This window comes from Pseudomonas oryzagri (assembly GCF_020831405.1).
GTDB classification, from domain to species: Bacteria; Pseudomonadota; Gammaproteobacteria; order Pseudomonadales; family Pseudomonadaceae; genus Geopseudomonas; species Geopseudomonas oryzagri.
Window position 1 is genome coordinate 107010 of record NZ_JAJHPU010000041.1, and the last position, 16243, is coordinate 123252.

The 16243-nt window shown below is 69.0% G+C and carries 12 protein-coding genes; 5 read left to right on the top strand and 7 right to left on the bottom strand.

Translation table 11 applies throughout. The annotated features are described in order from the left end of the window. Positions 1-118: 118 nt before the first annotated feature. A complete protein-coding gene (locus LMJ29_RS14625) occupies positions 119-1369 on the bottom strand; it encodes an MFS transporter (RefSeq protein WP_229606248.1) in 1251 nt (416 codons plus the stop codon). A 141-nt stretch (positions 1370-1510) separates the two neighbouring features. Between LMJ29_RS14625 and LMJ29_RS14630 the strand changes: the two genes are divergently transcribed. The 3 genes from LMJ29_RS14630 (at position 1511) to LMJ29_RS14640 (ending at position 4908) form a co-directional block, all read left to right on the top strand. Then, the gene (locus LMJ29_RS14630) at positions 1511-2422 is read left to right on the top strand and encodes a LysR family transcriptional regulator (protein WP_229606249.1); all 912 of its coding nucleotides are present in this window, start codon (positions 1511-1513) and stop codon (positions 2420-2422) included. 169 nt (positions 2423-2591) lie between these two features. Further along, complete coding sequence (gene gabP / locus LMJ29_RS14635; RefSeq protein ID WP_229606250.1) at positions 2592-3980, top strand: GABA permease; 1389 nt, start codon at positions 2592-2594, stop codon at positions 3978-3980. A 163-nt stretch (positions 3981-4143) separates the two neighbouring features. After that, positions 4144-4908, top strand: a complete 765-nt coding sequence (locus LMJ29_RS14640) for a ParA family protein (protein ID WP_229606251.1) — start codon at positions 4144-4146, stop codon at positions 4906-4908. Between the two features lie 62 nt (positions 4909-4970). On the opposite strand, the gene LMJ29_RS14645 is transcribed toward LMJ29_RS14640, so the two are convergent. The 3 genes from LMJ29_RS14645 to LMJ29_RS14655 form a co-directional block, all read right to left on the bottom strand. Further along, positions 4971-5759 carry a universal stress protein gene (locus LMJ29_RS14645; protein WP_229606252.1) on the bottom strand — a complete coding sequence of 263 codons (789 nt, stop codon included), beginning with the start codon at positions 5757-5759 and terminating at the stop codon, positions 4971-4973. A gap of 69 nt (positions 5760-5828) precedes the next feature. Then, positions 5829-6263: a thioredoxin TrxC gene (gene trxC / locus LMJ29_RS14650; protein ID WP_229606253.1), complete on the bottom strand. Its 435-nt coding sequence runs from the start codon at positions 6261-6263 to the stop codon at positions 5829-5831. Positions 6264-6400: 137 nt separating this feature from the next. After that, positions 6401-7678: a bifunctional O-acetylhomoserine aminocarboxypropyltransferase/cysteine synthase gene (locus tag LMJ29_RS14655; protein WP_229606254.1), complete on the bottom strand. Its 1278-nt coding sequence runs from the start codon at positions 7676-7678 to the stop codon at positions 6401-6403. 291 nt (positions 7679-7969) lie between these two features. On the opposite strand from LMJ29_RS14655, the gene LMJ29_RS14660 reads away from it, so the two are divergent. Further along, positions 7970-8296 (top strand): DnaJ family domain-containing protein, encoded by a 327-nt coding sequence (locus LMJ29_RS14660; RefSeq protein ID WP_229606255.1) that lies wholly within the window; start codon positions 7970-7972, stop codon positions 8294-8296. Positions 8297-8309: 13 nt separating this feature from the next. Here LMJ29_RS14660 and selO read toward each other — a convergent pair whose 3' ends face one another. The 3 genes from selO to LMJ29_RS14675 all read right to left on the bottom strand — a co-directional run bounded on the left by selO (position 8310) and on the right by LMJ29_RS14675 (position 15012). After that, on the bottom strand, positions 8310-9773 hold the full coding sequence (gene selO, locus LMJ29_RS14665) for a protein adenylyltransferase SelO (protein ID WP_229606256.1): 1464 nt from the start codon (positions 9771-9773) through the stop codon (positions 8310-8312). A gap of 74 nt (positions 9774-9847) precedes the next feature. After that, the gene (mscK, locus tag LMJ29_RS14670) at positions 9848-13174 is read right to left on the bottom strand and encodes a mechanosensitive channel MscK (RefSeq protein ID WP_229606257.1); all 3327 of its coding nucleotides are present in this window, start codon (positions 13172-13174) and stop codon (positions 9848-9850) included. A gap of 92 nt (positions 13175-13266) precedes the next feature. Beyond that, the gene (locus tag LMJ29_RS14675; protein WP_229606258.1) at positions 13267-15012 is read right to left on the bottom strand and encodes a potassium/proton antiporter; all 1746 of its coding nucleotides are present in this window, start codon (positions 15010-15012) and stop codon (positions 13267-13269) included. Positions 15013-15303: 291 nt separating this feature from the next. On the opposite strand from LMJ29_RS14675, the gene LMJ29_RS14680 reads away from it, so the two are divergent. After that, the gene (locus LMJ29_RS14680) at positions 15304-16152 is read left to right on the top strand and encodes a 23S rRNA (adenine(2030)-N(6))-methyltransferase RlmJ (RefSeq protein ID WP_229606259.1); all 849 of its coding nucleotides are present in this window, start codon (positions 15304-15306) and stop codon (positions 16150-16152) included. Positions 16153-16243: the final 91 nt, after the last annotated feature.

Consider the following 16243-nt stretch of genomic DNA (forward strand, 5'->3'; position numbering starts at 1 on the left):
AACGACAGAAGCCCGATCAGTCGATCGGGCTTTTGCGTTTCTGGGGGCGGAAAATCCGTGCGGCGAAGTGGCGGACAATCGCTGCGCGAGTTGCCGCACCCCGCGGGTGATGATCGCTTCAGGCCACCGGCTGCTTGGGCGGCAGGCGCGACAGGTGCAGGGCGACCACCAAGGCGATCACCAGCAGGGCGGCGATGAACAGACCGACGCCGGTCCAGCCGCTGTGCTGCCAGAAGAAACCGCCGGCGGTGCCGGCGATGCTGGAGCCGACGTAGTAGCTGAACAGGTACAGCGACGAAGCCTGGCCGCGCGCCTCAAGGGCGCGGCGGCCCACCCAGCTGCTGGCCAGCGAGTGGGCGGCGAAGAAGCCGCAGGCGAACAGCAGCATGCCCAAGAGGATCAGCCACAGCGCGCTGAACAGGGTCAGCAGCAGGCCGCCCAGCATCAGTAGGATCGACGGCCAGAACACCCGGTGGCGGCCCAAGCGGTCGGCCAGCACGCCGGCCTGGGTCGAGCTGTAGGTGCCGGACAGGTAGACCACCGAAAGCATGCCGACCAGGCTCATGCTCAGGCCGTAGGGCGGCTCCAGCAGGCGGTAGCCGATGTAGTTGAACAGGGTGACGAAGCCGCCCATCAGCAGGAACGACTCGAGGAACAGCCACGGCAGACCGCGGTCGGTGAAATGCAGACGCAGGCCGTTGGCCAGGTTGGCGAAGCTCAGCGGGGTGGGGCGGAAGTGCCGCGAGTCCGGCAGCAGGCGCCAGAACACCAGCGCGGCGAGCAGCGCCAGGCCGCCGAGCAGGCCTACCGCCGCCTGCCAGGAGAAGTGGTCGACCAGTACGCCGCTGACCAGGCGACCGCTCATGCCGCCCAGCGCGTTGCCGGAGATGTACAGGCCCATGGCCAGGCCAAGGTGCTGGGGAAAGATCTCCTCGCTGAGGTAGGACATCGCCACCGCCACCAGGCCGCTCAGCGACAGGCCGACCAGCGCGCGCATCAGGAGCAGGGCGTGCCAGCTGGGCATCAGCGGGGTGAGCAGGGTGCACAGCGCGGCCGCGCACAGCGCCGCGACCATCACCGGCTTGCGGCCCACGGCATCCGACAGCGGGCCGGTGAGCAGCAGGCCCACGGCCAGGGTCAGGGTCGAGATCGACAGCGCCAGGCTGCTCTGCGCCGCGCTGAGGGCGAAGGCGGCGGACAGCATCGGCAGCATCGGCTGCACGCAGTAGAGCAGGGCGAAGGTGGCGAAGCCGCCGGCGAACAGCGCCCAGGCGGTGCGCCGGAAGGCGGCGGTACCCTTCTCGGTATGGCTGGGCACGACATCCGGGGCGACCCCGGGCTGCACGTGGTTGGCGACCAGGCTGTTCATGGAAACCTCGCAGCGGGCAATGGCCGCTCGCCCTGGCGGCGAGCGGTCGGTAACTCAGCGCAAGCATAGGTGAGGCGTCATTCTTAGTTCCAATATATTATTCAACTCGTTTGATATGTATTGGAAATCAATAGGCCCGCCATGGAACTCCGTCATCTGCGCTACTTCGTCGCCGTCGCCGAGGAGCTGCACTTCGGTCGCGCCGCCCAGCGGCTGGGCATCTCCCAGCCGCCGTTGAGCCAGCAGATCCAGGCGCTGGAGGACGAGCTCGGCGCCTGCCTGTTCGAACGTACCAATCGTCGGGTGGCGCTCAGCGCGGTCGGCGAGCTGTTCCTGCCCGAGGCGCGCGCGGTGCTGGCGCAGCTGGACAAGGCTGTGGCGGTGGCCCGGCGCGCCCGCGAAGGCGAGCTGGGCGAGCTGAAGGTCGGTTTCACCTCCTCGGCGCCGTTCACCTCGACCATCCCCCGCGCCCTGCGCGCCTTCCGCCAGGCCTGCCCGGCGGTGCACCTGGAGCTGCGCGAGCTAAGCAGCCGCGAAGTGGCGGAGGCGGTCGGCGAGGGACTGCTGCAGGTCGGCATGATCCGTCCGCTGGACCCCTTGCCCGCCGGCCTGGAGGCGCTGGAGCTGTTCGCCGAACCGCTGGTGGCGGTGTTGCCGGCCGGTCATCCGCGGGCGATCGAGGGGGCGAGCGGCATCGCCCTGGCCGAGCTGGCCGATGAGCCCTTCGTGTTCTTCCCGCGCAGCTTCGGCACCGGCCTCTACGAGCAGGTACTCGGTCTGGCGCGCGGCGCCGGTTTCTCGCCGCGTATCGTCCAGGAGGCCAGCGAGGCGATGACCCTGATCGGCCTGGTCGCCACCGGTCTTGGCGTTACCGTGCTGCCAGCCTCGTTCAGCCGTCTGCGCATCGATGGCGTGGTCTATCGCACCCTGCGCGATGCCGACGCCAGCACCGCGGTCTGGCTGGTGCGCCGCCGCGGCGAGGCGTCGCCCCTGGTGCAGCGCTTCGCCGAGCTGCTCGAGCGCGAGACGCGAGGCACGTCGACCGGGACCTGAGGGGCTCTGCCGCATCTCTGCCCAATGCGAGCGCCCCTGCGACTTTAGTCGCGGGTGGTGTGGCGCGGCTTTTGCGTTGTAAAATATTAGAAACAGGATGTTTAATTATAAAAACAGCTTCGGCTGCGCAGGATGCCTTCCTCTCCGCAGATTTCGCAGTAGGTAACGCATGAGTAGTACTTCTTCCGGGCTCGCGCAGGGCCTGCAAAACCGCCACGTCACCATGCTTTCGATCGCCGGAGCCATCGGCGCAGGCCTGTTCGTCGGCTCCGGCCACGCCATCGCCGAAGCCGGTCCCGCCGTGCTGGTCTCCTACCTGGTCGCCGGTCTGCTGGTGGTGCTGGTGATGCGCATGCTGGCCGAAATGGCCGTGGCACAGCCCGACAGCGGTTCCTTCTCCACCTACGCCGACCGCTCCATCGGCCACTGGGCCGGCTTCACCATCGGCTGGCTGTACTGGTGGTTCTGGGTCCTGGTGATCCCGCTGGAGGCCAACGCCGCCGCCGCCATCATCCACGCCTGGTTCCCCGACGCGCCGATCTGGATCCTCGCCTTCGTCATCACCGCGGCGCTGACCGTGACCAACCTGTTCAGCGTGAAGAACTACGGCGAGTTCGAGTTCTGGCTGGCGCTGGTCAAGGTCGGCTCGATCATCGCCTTCCTGGTGCTGGGGTGCGCGGCCATCTTCGGCTTCTCGCCCAATAGCGAAGTCTCCGGCATCGGCCACCTGAGCAGCGAAGGCTTCCTGCCCAAGGGCTGGGGCGCCGTACTCGCCGCCCTGCTGACCACCATGTTCTCCTTCATGGGCTCGGAAATCGTCACCATCGCCGCCAGCGAGTCCAAGGACCCCGCCCAGCAGATCACCCGCGCCACCAACTCGGTGATCTGGCGGATCGCGCTGTTCTACCTGCTGTCGATCTTCATCGTGGTTTCCCTGGTGCCGTGGAACGACCCGCGCCTGGCGAGCATGGGCTCCTACCAGACCGTGCTGGAGCACCTGCACATCCCGTACGCCAAGCTGATCGTCGACATCATCGTCCTGGTATCGGTGACCAGCTGCCTGAACTCGGCGCTCTACACCGCCTCGCGCATGCTGTACTCGCTGAGCCAGCGCGGCGACGCCCCGCGCATCGCCCAGGTGACCAGCGCCAGCCGCACGCCGGTCTACGCGGTGCTGCTGTCCACCGCCATGGCCTTCCTGTGCACCTTCGCCAACTACCTGGCGCCGGCCGAAGTGTTCAACTTCCTGCTCGCCAGCTCCGGCGCCATCGCCCTGCTGGTGTACCTGGTGATCGCCGTTTCCCAGCTGCGCATGCGCCGCAAGTTGCTCGCCCAGGGTCACCAACTGACCCTGAAGATGTGGCTGTTCCCCTGGCTGACCTGGGCGGTGATCCTGTTCATCGCCGCCACCCTGGTGATCATGCTGATCCGCCCGGACCATCGCATGGAGGTGGTCGCCACCACCCTGCTGACCATCGTGGTGGTCTGCTCCGGTCTGCTGGTCGCCCAGCGTCGCAAGGCCCAGCGCGCCAACGGCTACGTCGCCGACGCCGCCTGACCCCCGGGCCGCAGTCGACCGCCGGCAAGCGGTCGTCTGCCATGCGCTGAAGACAAAGCCCGCGGCATGCGCTGCGGGCTTTGTCGTTATTGGCGAGTACCCCGCGCGGCGCGAATGGGCTTAAATGCAGGACTCCCTTGATGCGGATGGCCAGGAGGCAGGCATGCGGCGCGTGGTGTTCAATCAGAAGGGCGGGGTCGGCAAGTCGAGCATCGCCTGCAACCTGGCGGCGGTGAGCGCGGCGCAGGGCTATCGCACCCTGCTGGTCGACCTCGACAGCCAGGCCAACTCCACCCACTACCTCAGCGGGCTGAGCGGCGACGAGGTGCCGCCGGGCATCGCCGATTTCTTCCAGCAGACCCTCGCCGGTACGGCCAAGAAACCCAGGGTCAAGGTGCTCGAGACGCCGTTCGCCAACCTCGATCTGGTCACCGCCAGCGCCGAGCTGGCCGACCTGCAGCCCAAGCTCGAGTCCAAGCACAAGATCAACAAGCTGCGCAAACTGCTCGACGAACTGGACGACGACTACGAGCGCATCTACCTGGACACCCCGCCGGCGCTGAACTTCTACACCGTCTCTGCGCTGATCGCCGCCGACCGCGTGCTGATCCCCTTCGACTGCGACAGCTTCTCGCGCCAGGCGCTGTACGGCCTGCTGGCCGAGATCGACGAGCTGCGCGAGGACCACAACGAGGACCTCGCGGTCGAGGGCATCGTGGTCAACCAGTTCCAGCCGCGCGCGACGCTGCCGCAGCAACTGCTCGACGAACTGCTCGCCGAACGGCTGCCGGTGCTGCCGGTGTACCTGGGCAGCTCGGTGAAGATGCGCGAGTCCCACCAGGCCTGCACGCCGCTGATCTTCCTCGATCCGCGCCACAAGCTGACCCGCCAGTTCGTCGAGCTGCACGATCTCTTGGAAAACGCGTGACGGGCGTCAGCAGGCTGTTGAAAAACTGCCTGCGTACCGAGACTGCTTAAGCGGCCTGTTAGCTAGCGCACCACCAGCACGTCGCAGGGCGGCTGGCGCAGCACCTGCAGGGTCAGGCTGCCGAGCAGGGCATCGGCCAGCTGGCTGCGGCTGTGGGCGCCGAGGGCGAGCAGTTGCGGCCGGCGCTCGGCAATTACCGCCTGCAGACAGCTCTCGCGCTCGCCCTGGCGCACCTCGTGGCTGAGCTGCACGCCGTCGTCCACGCCATCCTCTTCGGCGACCAGCAGGCGGTCGAACAGTTCGCCCTCGAAGGCCAGCTCGGCGGGGTCCTCGCCGGCATGGATGGCGGCCACCTCGTGGATATGCAGGGCGTGCAGGTTCGCCCCGGCGCCGAGCAACGCGCGCGCCTGGCGCAGCGCGCGGCTGGCGCAGGGCGAGAAGTCCAGCGCGGCCAGGGCGCGCCGCCAGGGCGTCGGGTCGGCGCCGGCGACCAGCAGCACGGCAGCCGGGCTGTCGTGGAGCAGGCGCTCCAGGGTGGTGCCGGCGAAGCCTTCCGGCGATTGCCGGTGATGGGTGCCGAGCACCAGCAGATCGGCCTGCAGGCCGCGGGCCTGCTGCAGCAGTACGGCGACGACATCGCCGTGGCCGGTGTGCGCTTCGAGCTCGCTCAGCCCGCATTCGGGCAGGCGCTCGCGCAACTGCTCGGCGGCCGCGGCCTCGGCCTCCGGCGTCGCCGCGACGTGCAGCAGGGTCAGGCGCGCCGCGTGCTGGCGGGCCAGCAGGGCGGCGCGGCGCAAGGCCAGGTCGGCCTCCGCGCTGAGGTCGTGGGCGACGAGGATGTGCTGGAGCATGGCGGCCTCAAGGCGGGACTGAGGCCGCCAGTATGCCGCCTGCCCGCCGGACTGTCCGCAGGGGCGGGCTCAGATGCCGTGCTGGCGCAGCCAGGCGAGCAGCTGCGGCAGCGGCAGCGCGCCGCTCTGCCGGGCCACTTCGCGGCCGCCCTGGAACAGGATCAGGCTGGGGATCGAGCGGATGCCGAGCTGGCCGGCCAGCTGCGGCTCGGCCTCGCTGTCCAGCTTGGCCAGGCGCACGCGCCCGGAGAGCTGGCGGGCGGCCTGGTCGAAGATCGGCGCGAAGGCCTTGCACGGCCCGCACCAGTCCGCCCACACGTCGAGCAGCAGCGGCAGATCGCCCTTGAGCTGGGCGGCGAAGCCGGCGCCGTCGACCGCGAACGGCTGGCCGGGCAGCAGCGCGCCCTTGCAGCGCCCGCAGCGCGGCGCCTCGCCCAGGCGTGCGGCGGGCAGGCGGCTGAGGCCGTGGCAGTGCGGGCAGGGGATGATCAGCGAGTCGGTCATGGCGGGCTCCACGGGATGATGTCCCTAGTGTGGGGCCGGCGGCGGGGATATCAAGGCGCAGCGGGCGAGGGAGTCGTCCGCCGCACGGCCGGCGTGCCCACGATGCAGCGTGGGCACGCGCGGGGCCGGGCCGCCGCTTAGCCTTTCGCGGCCTGCAGCGCCTGGCCGAGGTCGGCGAGGATGTCGTCGATGTGCTCGATGCCGATCGACAGGCGCACCAGATCGCGCGGTACGCCGGCCTTTTCCAGCTCCTCGTCGTTGAGCTGACGGTGGGTGGTCGAGGCCGGGTGGCAGGCCAGCGACTTGGCGTCGCCGATGTTGACCAGACGCACCACCAGCTGCAGGGCGTCGATAAAGCGCGCCGCCGCCTCGATGCCGCCCTTGATGCCGAACGACAGGATCGCCGCCGGCTGGCCGCTCATGTAGCGCTGCGCCAGCGCGTGCTCCGGATGGTCGACCAGGCCGGCGTACTTCACCCAGCTGACCTGCGGGTGCTCGAGCAGGAACTCGGCGACCTTGAGGGCGTTGGCGCAGTGACGCTCCATGCGCAGGGCCAGGGTTTCCAGGCCCTGCAGGATCAGGAAGGCGTTGAACGGGGAGAGCGCCGCGCCGGTATTGCGCAGCGGCACCACGCGGCAGCGGCCGATAAAGGCCGCCGGGCCGAACGCTTCGGTGTAGGTGACGCCGTGGTAGGACGGGTCCGGGGTGTTGAGCAGCGGGAAGCGCGCTTTATGCTCGGCCCAGGGGAACTTGCCGGAATCGACCACGATGCCGCCGATGCTGGTGCCGTGGCCGCCGATGTACTTGGTCAGCGAGTGCACCACGATGTCGGCGCCGTGCTCGAACGGCCGGCAGAGGATCGGTGTGGCCACGGTGTTGTCGACGATCAGCGGCACGCCGTGGCGGTGCGCGGCGTCGGCCAGCGCCTGCAGGTCGACGATATTGCCCGCCGGGTTGCCGATCGACTCGCAGAACACCGCGCGGGTGTTCTCGTCGATCAGCGCTTCCAGGGCGGCGACGTCGTCGTGGGGGGCGAAGCGCACCTCGATGCCGAAGCGCGGCAGGGTGTGGGCGAACAGGTTGTAGGTGCCGCCATACAGCTTGGCCACCGAGACGATGTTGTCGCCGGCCTGGGCGATGGTCTGGATCGCGTAGGTGATCGCCGCCATGCCCGAGGCCACCGCCAGCGCCGCCACGCCGCCTTCCAGCGCCGCCACGCGCTTCTCCAGCACGTCGGTGGTCGGGTTCATGATGCGGGTGTAGATGTTGCCGGCGACCTTGAGGTCGAACAGGTCGGCGCCGTGCTGGGTGTCGTCGAAGGCGTAGGAAGTGGTCTGGTAGATCGGCACCGCCACCGCCTTGGTGGTCGGGTCGGGGCTGTGGCCGGCGTGGATGGCCAGGGTTTCCGCTTTCATCTTGTACGTTCCTTCGAGGCAGGGAAAAGCGGGCAGGATGCCGAGCGGCGGCGGGAGCGGTCAATGACGCAGGGCAATTTCGCGCCGCCGTTCTCAGACCGGAATCTTCTGTGGTTATTCCACCGCTTTCGGCCAGCGGCGCGATAGCAAAGAACGTTCGGGAAGCCTGCTATGCGAATCGGATTTAAAAAAATCGACGGGGGGACGTTCTGGCAGCCGGTCAGTCGATAGGATGGGGACGTGAACGGACTCTTCCCCCTTGGATGTCGGCCCGACTGGGCAGGAGGCATCATGAAATCGCTGGATGACGAAATCGGCCGCCAGCTCGAGCGCGCGATCGCTGCCGGTCAGCTGCGCGCCAGCGCGGGCAAGCCGCTGGAGGTGGACGAGGCCTGGCTGCAGACCCCGCCGGAGCTGCGCATGACCTTCCAGATCATGAAAAGCGCCGGCATGCTGCCCGCCGAGGTCAAGTTGTTGCGCTGGCGTGCCACCCTGCGCGAGAGCCTGGCCAACGCCACCGACGAGGCGACCCGCGAGCGCCTGCGCCGCCAGCTGGCGGAGCTGGAACAGAACCTCGCCGTGCGCCTGGAGGCGCGCCGCACGCTGGGGCAGAACTGAACGGGACGGCCGCTCACGACGAGCAGCTGATCTCCAGATGCTTGCCCCACTCCGGCGGACGCTCGGCGTAGCGCTGCATGGCCGGCTGCTCGTCGAACGGCCGTGACAGCACCGCGTGCAGTTCGCGCACCACGGTGTAGTCGCCCTTTTCCGCCGCCTCGATGGCCTGCTGGGCCAGGTAGTTGCGCAGCACGTACCTGGGATTGACCGCGTGCATGCGCGCGCGCCGCTGCGCCTGGTCTTCGGCGCCCTCGCGGGCGAGGCGCGCCAGGTAGTCGGCACCCCAGGCGTCGAAGCCGGCGAGGTCGACGAAGTCCTCGCGCAGTTGCTGCAGCGCCAGTACCGCCGGCGCATCGCCCAGGCGGCGGAAGAACAGCGAATAGTCGACGCCGCCGTTCTGCATCAGCTCGAGCAGGCGCTGCACCAGCGCGGCATCGGTCTCCTCGGCCAGGCGCAGGCCGAGGCGGCGGCGCATCAGCGCCAGGTAGCGCTCGCGATACAGCGGCAGGAAGCGGCGGAAGGCCTCGCGCAGCGCCTGCTCGCCGATCAGCGGGGTGAGCGCCTGGGCCAGCGCGGTGAGATTCCAGTGGGCGATCGACACCTGGTTCTCGAAGGCGTAGCGGCCTTCGTGGTCGGAATGGTTGCAGATGTGGTGGGCGTCGTAGTCGTCGAGGAAGGCGTAGGGGCCGTAGTCGAAGGTGAGGCCGAGGATCGACATGTTGTCGGTGTTCATCACCCCGTGGCAGAAGCCGTAGGCCTGCCACCAGGCGATCAGCTCGGCGGTGCGCTCGACCACCTCGCGGTACATGGCCACCGGCGGCTCGGCCTCCTGCAGGCAGTGCGGGAAGTGCTCGGCCAGGGTGTGCTCGACCAGCTGGCGCAGGGCGTCGTGCTGGCGGGTGTAGTAGAAGAATTCGAAGTGGCCGAAGCGCAGGTGGCTGGGCGCCAGGCGCAGCAGCATGGCGGCGGTTTCGGGGCGCTCGCGGTACACCGGGGTGGTCGAGGCGGTGACGCACAGCGCGCGGGTGGTGGGGATGCCCAGCGCGGCCAGGTACTCGCTGGCGAGGAACTCGCGGATCGAGCTGCGCAGCACGGCGCGGCCGTCGCCCATGCGCGAGTAGGGGGTGTAGCCGGCGCCCTTGAGGTGCAGGTCCCAGTGCTCGCCGGCGGCGTTGACCACCTGACCGAGCAGCAGGCCGCGGCCATCGCCCAGCTGCGGGTTGTACATGCCGAACTGGTGGCCGGAATAGACCATCGCCCGCGGCTCGGCGTCGTGCCAGAGCTGGTGGCCGGAGCACAGCTCGACGAATTCGGGACGCTCGGCCTCGGCCGGGTCGAGATCGAGCAGGGCCATGGCCGCGCGGCTGGCCACCACCAGCTGCGGCTGCTCGATGGACTGCGGGTGCACGCGGGTGGAGAAGGCATCGCCCAGCCGGGCGAAGCGATTGTCGAACTGCAGTTGGTCGAGCGTCTTCACGGGGACCTCCGGGGCTTCCCGCATTGTGCGGGGCGCACCGGAGGTCGTCCAGTCGGCGGCGCGGCCGCCGGCCTTCACTCCCGGGCGGCGCGCGGCAGGATGTCCTTCTCGCCCAGGGTCTGGCCGCTGACCAGTTGCAGCTGCTGACCCTGCAGGTTCTTGATGAACACGTCGAGCTGGCGGAAGGCGATGTCGATGTCGTACTCGCGGAACAGCCGCTCGATCTCGCGGTTGATCTCGTCGACCGCCGCGTTGCGGTCGCCCAGCTCGCGCACGTGGATGCGCAGCTCGTGGTCGAGGGTGCTCTCGTTGAAGGTCAGGAAGTACACCGTGGGCTCCGGCTCGCGCAGCACGCGCGGGTTGGCGCGGGCGATCTGCAGCAGCAGCCTGCGCACCAGGTCGAGGTCGGTGCCGTAGGCCACGCCGATGCGGATGGTGACCCGGGTGACCGTGTCGGTCAGCGACCAGTTGATCAGCTGGCTGGTGATGAAGGTCTTGTTGGGGACGATGATTTCCTTGCGATCGAAGTCGACGATGGTGGTCGCGCGGATGCGGATCTTGCTCACCGAGCCGGACAGGTTGCCGATGGTCACCACGTCGCCGATGCGCACCGGGCGCTCGAACAGGATGATCAGGCCGGAGATGAAGTTGGCGAAGATCTCCTGCATGCCGAAGCCGATGCCCACCGACAGCGCGGCGACCAGCCACTGCAGCTTGTCCCAGCTCAGGCCCATGGTCGACAGGGTGCTGACCAGGCCGAAGGCGATGATCGCGTAGGACAGCAGGGTGGTGGTCGCGTAGGCGCTGCCCTGCGCCAGGTTGAGGCGCGACAGCACGAGCATTTCCAGCAGACCCGGCAGGTTGCGCGCCAGCGCCAGGGTGATCGCCAGCACCACCAGGGCGCCGAGCAGATCGCTGAGGCTGATCGGCACGCTGACCGCGGTCTTGCCGCTGCCGCTGGTGTACTCGTAGAGGGTCACGCTGTCGAGGTAGGTGAATACCGCCAAGAGGTCGGCCCACACGAAGTAGAAGATGCCGACGAAGCCGAGCAGCAGGCCCAGGCGCACCAGGCGCAGCGACTGCTGGTTGACCTGCTCCAGGGCCAGGGTCGGTTCCTCGATCAGCTCGCCGCCGTCGGCGCCCTCGCGCGGCGCGGTCTGCCGGCGGGTCTGGGCGCGCTGCAGGGCCAGGCGCCGGGCGGCGACGTCGAGGCCGTGCAGGACCGCCGACTGCACCACCGTCCAGATGGCGATGATGTACAGGCTGTCGAGCAGGCGGCCGGTGAGCTTGAGCGCGGTGTAGTAGTAGCCGAAGCCGACCAGCACCACGTGGGCCAGCGGCAGGCCGACCAGCAGCAGGGCGGCGATGAAGTGCAGCACCCGCGAGCCGAAGAACGGCGGCTGGCTGAGCATGATGCGCAGCAGGATGCCGCTCATCAGCAGGAAGCCGGTGAGGACGATGAAGATGCCCAGCACGTCCTCGGCCAGGCCGCTGAGCTGGCGCTCGGCGATGCTCACCACCAGCACCATCGGCATCACCACCAGGCCCAGGTGGCGCACGTGGCGATACAGGCTCTGCACCCGTGCCGGTTCCCAGCCGAAGTGGCGCTCGACCACGCTGCCGCGGGCCAGCAGACGGTAGCTGACGCCGAACACCAGCATGGCCTGGGCCAGCTTGAGCAGCGACTCGCCGAACACCGTGGTGCCGGCCTGCGGATCGCGGATCAGCACCATGCCGCAGGCGGCGACGATCAGCGGCAGCGGCAGCACCAGCAGAAAGTGGCAGAGCACCGCCAGCGGGGTGAGCGTCTGCCGGTAGCGGCGCAGCTGGTCGAGCTCGTCGTCGATGGCTGTGAGCTGACGGCGCAGCCAGGGGCGGCCGCCGATCAGCGCGGCGAGCAGCACCACCAGCGGCAGGAACAGCAGCGGCTGGCCGATCAGGCCGTGGCCGATGACGCTGGCGCTGTCCTGGATCGGCAGCGCCTCGAGCTGGCGCTGCAGGCGACCGGGCACTTCCTTGAACCAGTCGAGGCCGAGCGGCTTGTTGCTGGCGATCCAGAACATCTGCTCGTCGAGGGTGCGGCTCAGGCTCGCGCCGGTGGCGAGCAGCTGCTTCTGGTTGAGCTGCAGGGTGATGGCCTGGGTCAGCAGGTTGCCCAGTTCGCCGTTGAGGCGGTCGAGCAGCTCCAGGCGCGCGCGGGCCAGTTGTTCCAGCTGGGCGCGCAGCTCGACGGTGACGCTCTCGCCCGACTGCGCGGCGACCAGGTTGTCGACGTACTGGATGGGATTGACGATCTCGGCGCGGCGCTGGTTCAGCTCGAACTGATAGAGGCGCAGGTCGGCGATCTCGTCGGCGAGGTTGTTGTCGACGCTGACCTTGGGCAGGGCGTTCTTCTGCTGGTAGAGGATGCGGGTCAGCAGCAGGCTGCCCTTGAGCACGGCGATCTGCTCGTCGAGCGCCTGTTCGGCCTGCTTCAGCGAGTCGAGCTGCTGCTTGGTCTCGATGTTCTTGCGGATCAGCGCGTTGGAGCGGTCGGTGGCCTTGAGCAGATAGTCGCTGAGCGCCAGGTTGAGGTCGGCCTGGGTGGCCAGCAGGCTGCCGGCGTGGTTGCCCTGGCTCTCGCGCGACAGCTGGGCGACGGTCTCCGCCGACTGCTCGCGGCGCTTGTCGTTGAGGCTGTTCTGCAGGATGAGGATTTCCGCCTCGAGACGGGCGATCCGCTGGCTGAGCAGGGCGCGCTGGCTGGCGCTGAGATCCTGCAGGGCGGTGGTGCCGGCCAGCTCCTGGCTACGCAGCAGGGATACCGCCTCCAGGGCGGCCAGCTCGCTCTGCAGCAGGGCCAGCTGCTCGGCGCCGAGCGGCTGGTTGCCGTCCTTGCCGGTCTTGAGCTGCTCGCGGATCACCTGGGTGCGGGTCTGGTTCGCGCTGATCTCGGCCTGCGCGCGCTCCGGGCGGGTCTGCGCGCTGATCAGCGCGTTGGTGGTCTGGCTCAGCTGCGCCTGCCAGTCGCTGAGCTGGGCGAGGCGCTCGGTCAGCGTGCTCTCCAGTTGCCCCACCGACAGGCTGGCGTAGTGCTTGGCCAGCGCGTCGCCGTCCGCCGGCTTGAGCTGGGCCAGCTCGCGCTGGGCCTCGGCGGTCAGGCGCGGGGCGGCGGCCAGGCGCTGCTTGAGGCTGGCCAGCTCGGTGCTGCTGCTCTGCAGCAGCTGCAACTGGTCGAGGGTTTTCTGCAGGGTGTCCTGCAGGGCGTTGTGCTCGGCTTCCGGCAGCTTGCGGGCTTCCAGGCCAGCCAGTTGTTTCTGCACGCTGGCGGCGCTGGGCAGGTTGTCGGCGGCCTGGGCCTGCGTGACGCAGAGCAGCAGACCGAGGAGCAGCGAGGCGAGGAGGGGGCGAAGCTGAAGCATGGGCGCTGGGTTTCGTCTGAGGAACCGGGAAGCCTACCGGCGGCATGGAGAGCCGGCAAGGCACGCTGATCGGGAATGTGGGCTGCGGCGTGCTACAGGATGAACGCCGGACCGCCGCGACCACCCGGGAGCTTGAGGCCGACCTTGCGGATGCGGTTGCCTTCCATCTGCGCCACCGTCCAGGTGCGGCCCGCCCATTCGACATGGTCGCCGACCACCGGTTCACCGCCGACCAGGTGGGCGATGAACGGACCGAGCTGCTGGTGGCCGTCGGCACCGTCCAGCTTGAGGCCGTAGAGCGCGGCCACCGGGCCCAGCTCGGCGTCGCCCTCGAGGACGAAATCGCCGAAGAAGCGCAGGTCCTGGCCGCGCTTGGGCGGCTCGCTGAACAGTTTGCCGAGGGCCGGCAGGTCCTTCTCGTGGCCGATCACACAGAGGATGTCGCCGGCGTCGAGGCGCGTGCTGCCGCTCGGGTGGAGCAGCTCGTGGCCGCGGAACAGGGCGGCGATGCGCGTGCCGTCGGGCATCTTCAGCTCGCGCAGCGGGGCGCCGACGCACCAGCGGTCGGCGCGCAGCCGGTAGACGAACAGTTCCCACTGGCTGGTCGGGTGGACCTCGAGGCCCGCGCGGGAGATCGGCATCGGCGCCGGTGGCACCTCGACGCGGGTCATGCGCGCCGCCCAGCCGAGGCTGCTGCCCTGCAGCACCAGCGAGACCAGGACGATGAAGAAGGCGACGTTGAAGAACAGCTGGGCGTTGGGCAGGCCGGCGACCAGCGGGAACACCGCGAGGATCACCGGCACCGCGCCGCGCAGGCCGATCCAGGAGATGAACAGGCGGTCGCGGAAGTGGAAGGCGCGAAACGGTGCCAGGCCGACGAACACCGACAGCGGGCGGGCGAACAGGATCATCCACAGCGACAGGCCCAGCGCCGGCAGGGCGATCGGCAGCAGCTCGCTGGGGGTGAGCAGCAGGCCGAGGACCAGGAACATGCCGATCTGGCTGAGCCAGGCCAGGCCGTCGAACATGTGCAGGATGCCGTGGCGGTTGCGGATCGGCCGGTTGCCCAGCATCAGGCCGCAGACGTACACGGCGAGGATGCCGCTGCCGCCGATTTCCCCGGCGAAGGCGTAGATCATGATGCCGCCGCTGACCGTCAGCAGCGGGTAGAGGCCGTCAGCCACCGACAGGCGATTGACCAGCTGCAGCAGCAGCCAGCCGCCGCTCAGGCCGAGGAAGATGCCGATGCCGAACTGCTGGATCAGGCTGCCCAGCACGCCCCAGCCGAAGCTGGTCTGGCCGGAGGCGAGCATTCCGATCAGGGTCACGGTGAGGAACATCGCCATCGGGTCGTTGCTGCCCGATTCGATCTCCAGGGTCGAGCCGACCCGCTCGTTGAGGCCCTTGCCGTTGAGCAGATTGAACACCACGGCGGCATCGGTGGAGCCGACGATGGCGCCGATCAACAGGCCTTCCAGCGGCTTGAGGTCGAACAGCCAGGCGGCGGCCAGGCCGGTCAGGCCGGCGGTGATCAGCACGCCGACGGTGGCCAGCGACAGTGCCGGCCACAGGGCGACGCGGAAGGTGGCGACCCGGGTGCGCATGCCGCCGTCGAGCAGGATCACCGCCAGCGCCAGGTTGCCGACCAGGTAGGCCGTGGAGTAGTCGTTGAAGACGATGCCGCCGATGCCGTCCACGCCGGCGGCCATGCCCACGGCGAGGAAAATGACCAGCACGGGAATGCCGATGCGCGCCGAGAAGGCGCTGACCAGGATGCTCACGCCGACCAGCAGGGCGCCGACGAAGAACAGGCTGTTGACGGCTGCGTGATGATCCAAGGGCTCCTCCGTGGAGATGGGTTGACGGCATGGCAAATTCATGCACTGAACATGCCAGCTGATTCTAACCTGTTGATTTACCTTGTGGTCAAAAAATATCCGACCGGCTGCCGGCGAGCGGCGGGCGCGCACGGCCGGGCGAATGATCCTGGTGCCGCCCGCGCCCGGTGCGGCCGGCGGCCTGGCGGATTGCCGATGGCGGCCGCGCAGCTGGTAAACTGCCCGGTCCGTGGCGGGGCTGCCGCCCCGCCTGTCCGTGCCGTCGCCGCGTTTCCCCGGAACCCCCCGCCGATGAACTATCGCCACGCCTTCCACGCCGGCAACCATGCCGACGTGCTCAAGCATGCCGTCCTCTGCCGCCTGCTCGCCCTCATGGCGCGCAAGGACAAACCCTTCGCCTATCTCGACAGCCACGCCGGCGTCGGTCTCTACGACCTGGCCGGCGAGCAGGCCGGCAAGACCGGCGAGTGGCTGCAGGGCATCGCCCGCCTGTGGGGACGCGACGACCTGCCGGCGCTGCTGGACGACTATTGCGCGACCGTCGCCGCGCTCAACCCGGACAGCGGTCTGCGCTACTACCCCGGCTCGCCGGAGATCGCCCGCCGCCTGACCCGTGCCCAGGACCGCGTGCTGCTCAACGAGAAGCACCCCGAGGACGGTCGCCTGCTCAAGGACAACATGGCCGGCGACCGCCGGGTCACCGTGCACCTCGGCGAGGGTTGGCACCTGGCCAAGGCGCTGCTGCCGGTGGCCGAGAAGCGCGCCCTGCTGCTGATCGACCCGCCGTTCGAGCAGGCCGACGAGCTGGAGCGCTGCGCCGAGTCGCTGGCCACCGCCATCGCGCGCATGCGCCAGGCGGTGGTGGCGATCTGGTATCCGATCAAGGACGCACGCCAGCTCAAGCGCTTCTACCAGGATCTCGCCAAGAGCGGCGCGCCCAAGCTGCTGCGCGCCGAGCTGTGGGTGCACCCCACCGACAATCCGGCCGGGCTCAACGGCTCGGGCCTGGTCATCGCCAATCCGCCATGGCCGCTGGAGGACGAGCTGCGCGAGCTGCTGCCGTACCTGGCGATGCAGCTCGCGCAGAGCCAGGGCGGCTGGCGCCTGGACTGGCTGATCGAGGAGCGCGCGGCCGGTTGAGGCGAGCGACGGGCCGCGCGGGTGATCGCCGGGACGAATGGGCGACTTTAAGCAATAGTTAATCTGCGCTGTGCAGAATGTCCCCATCGAC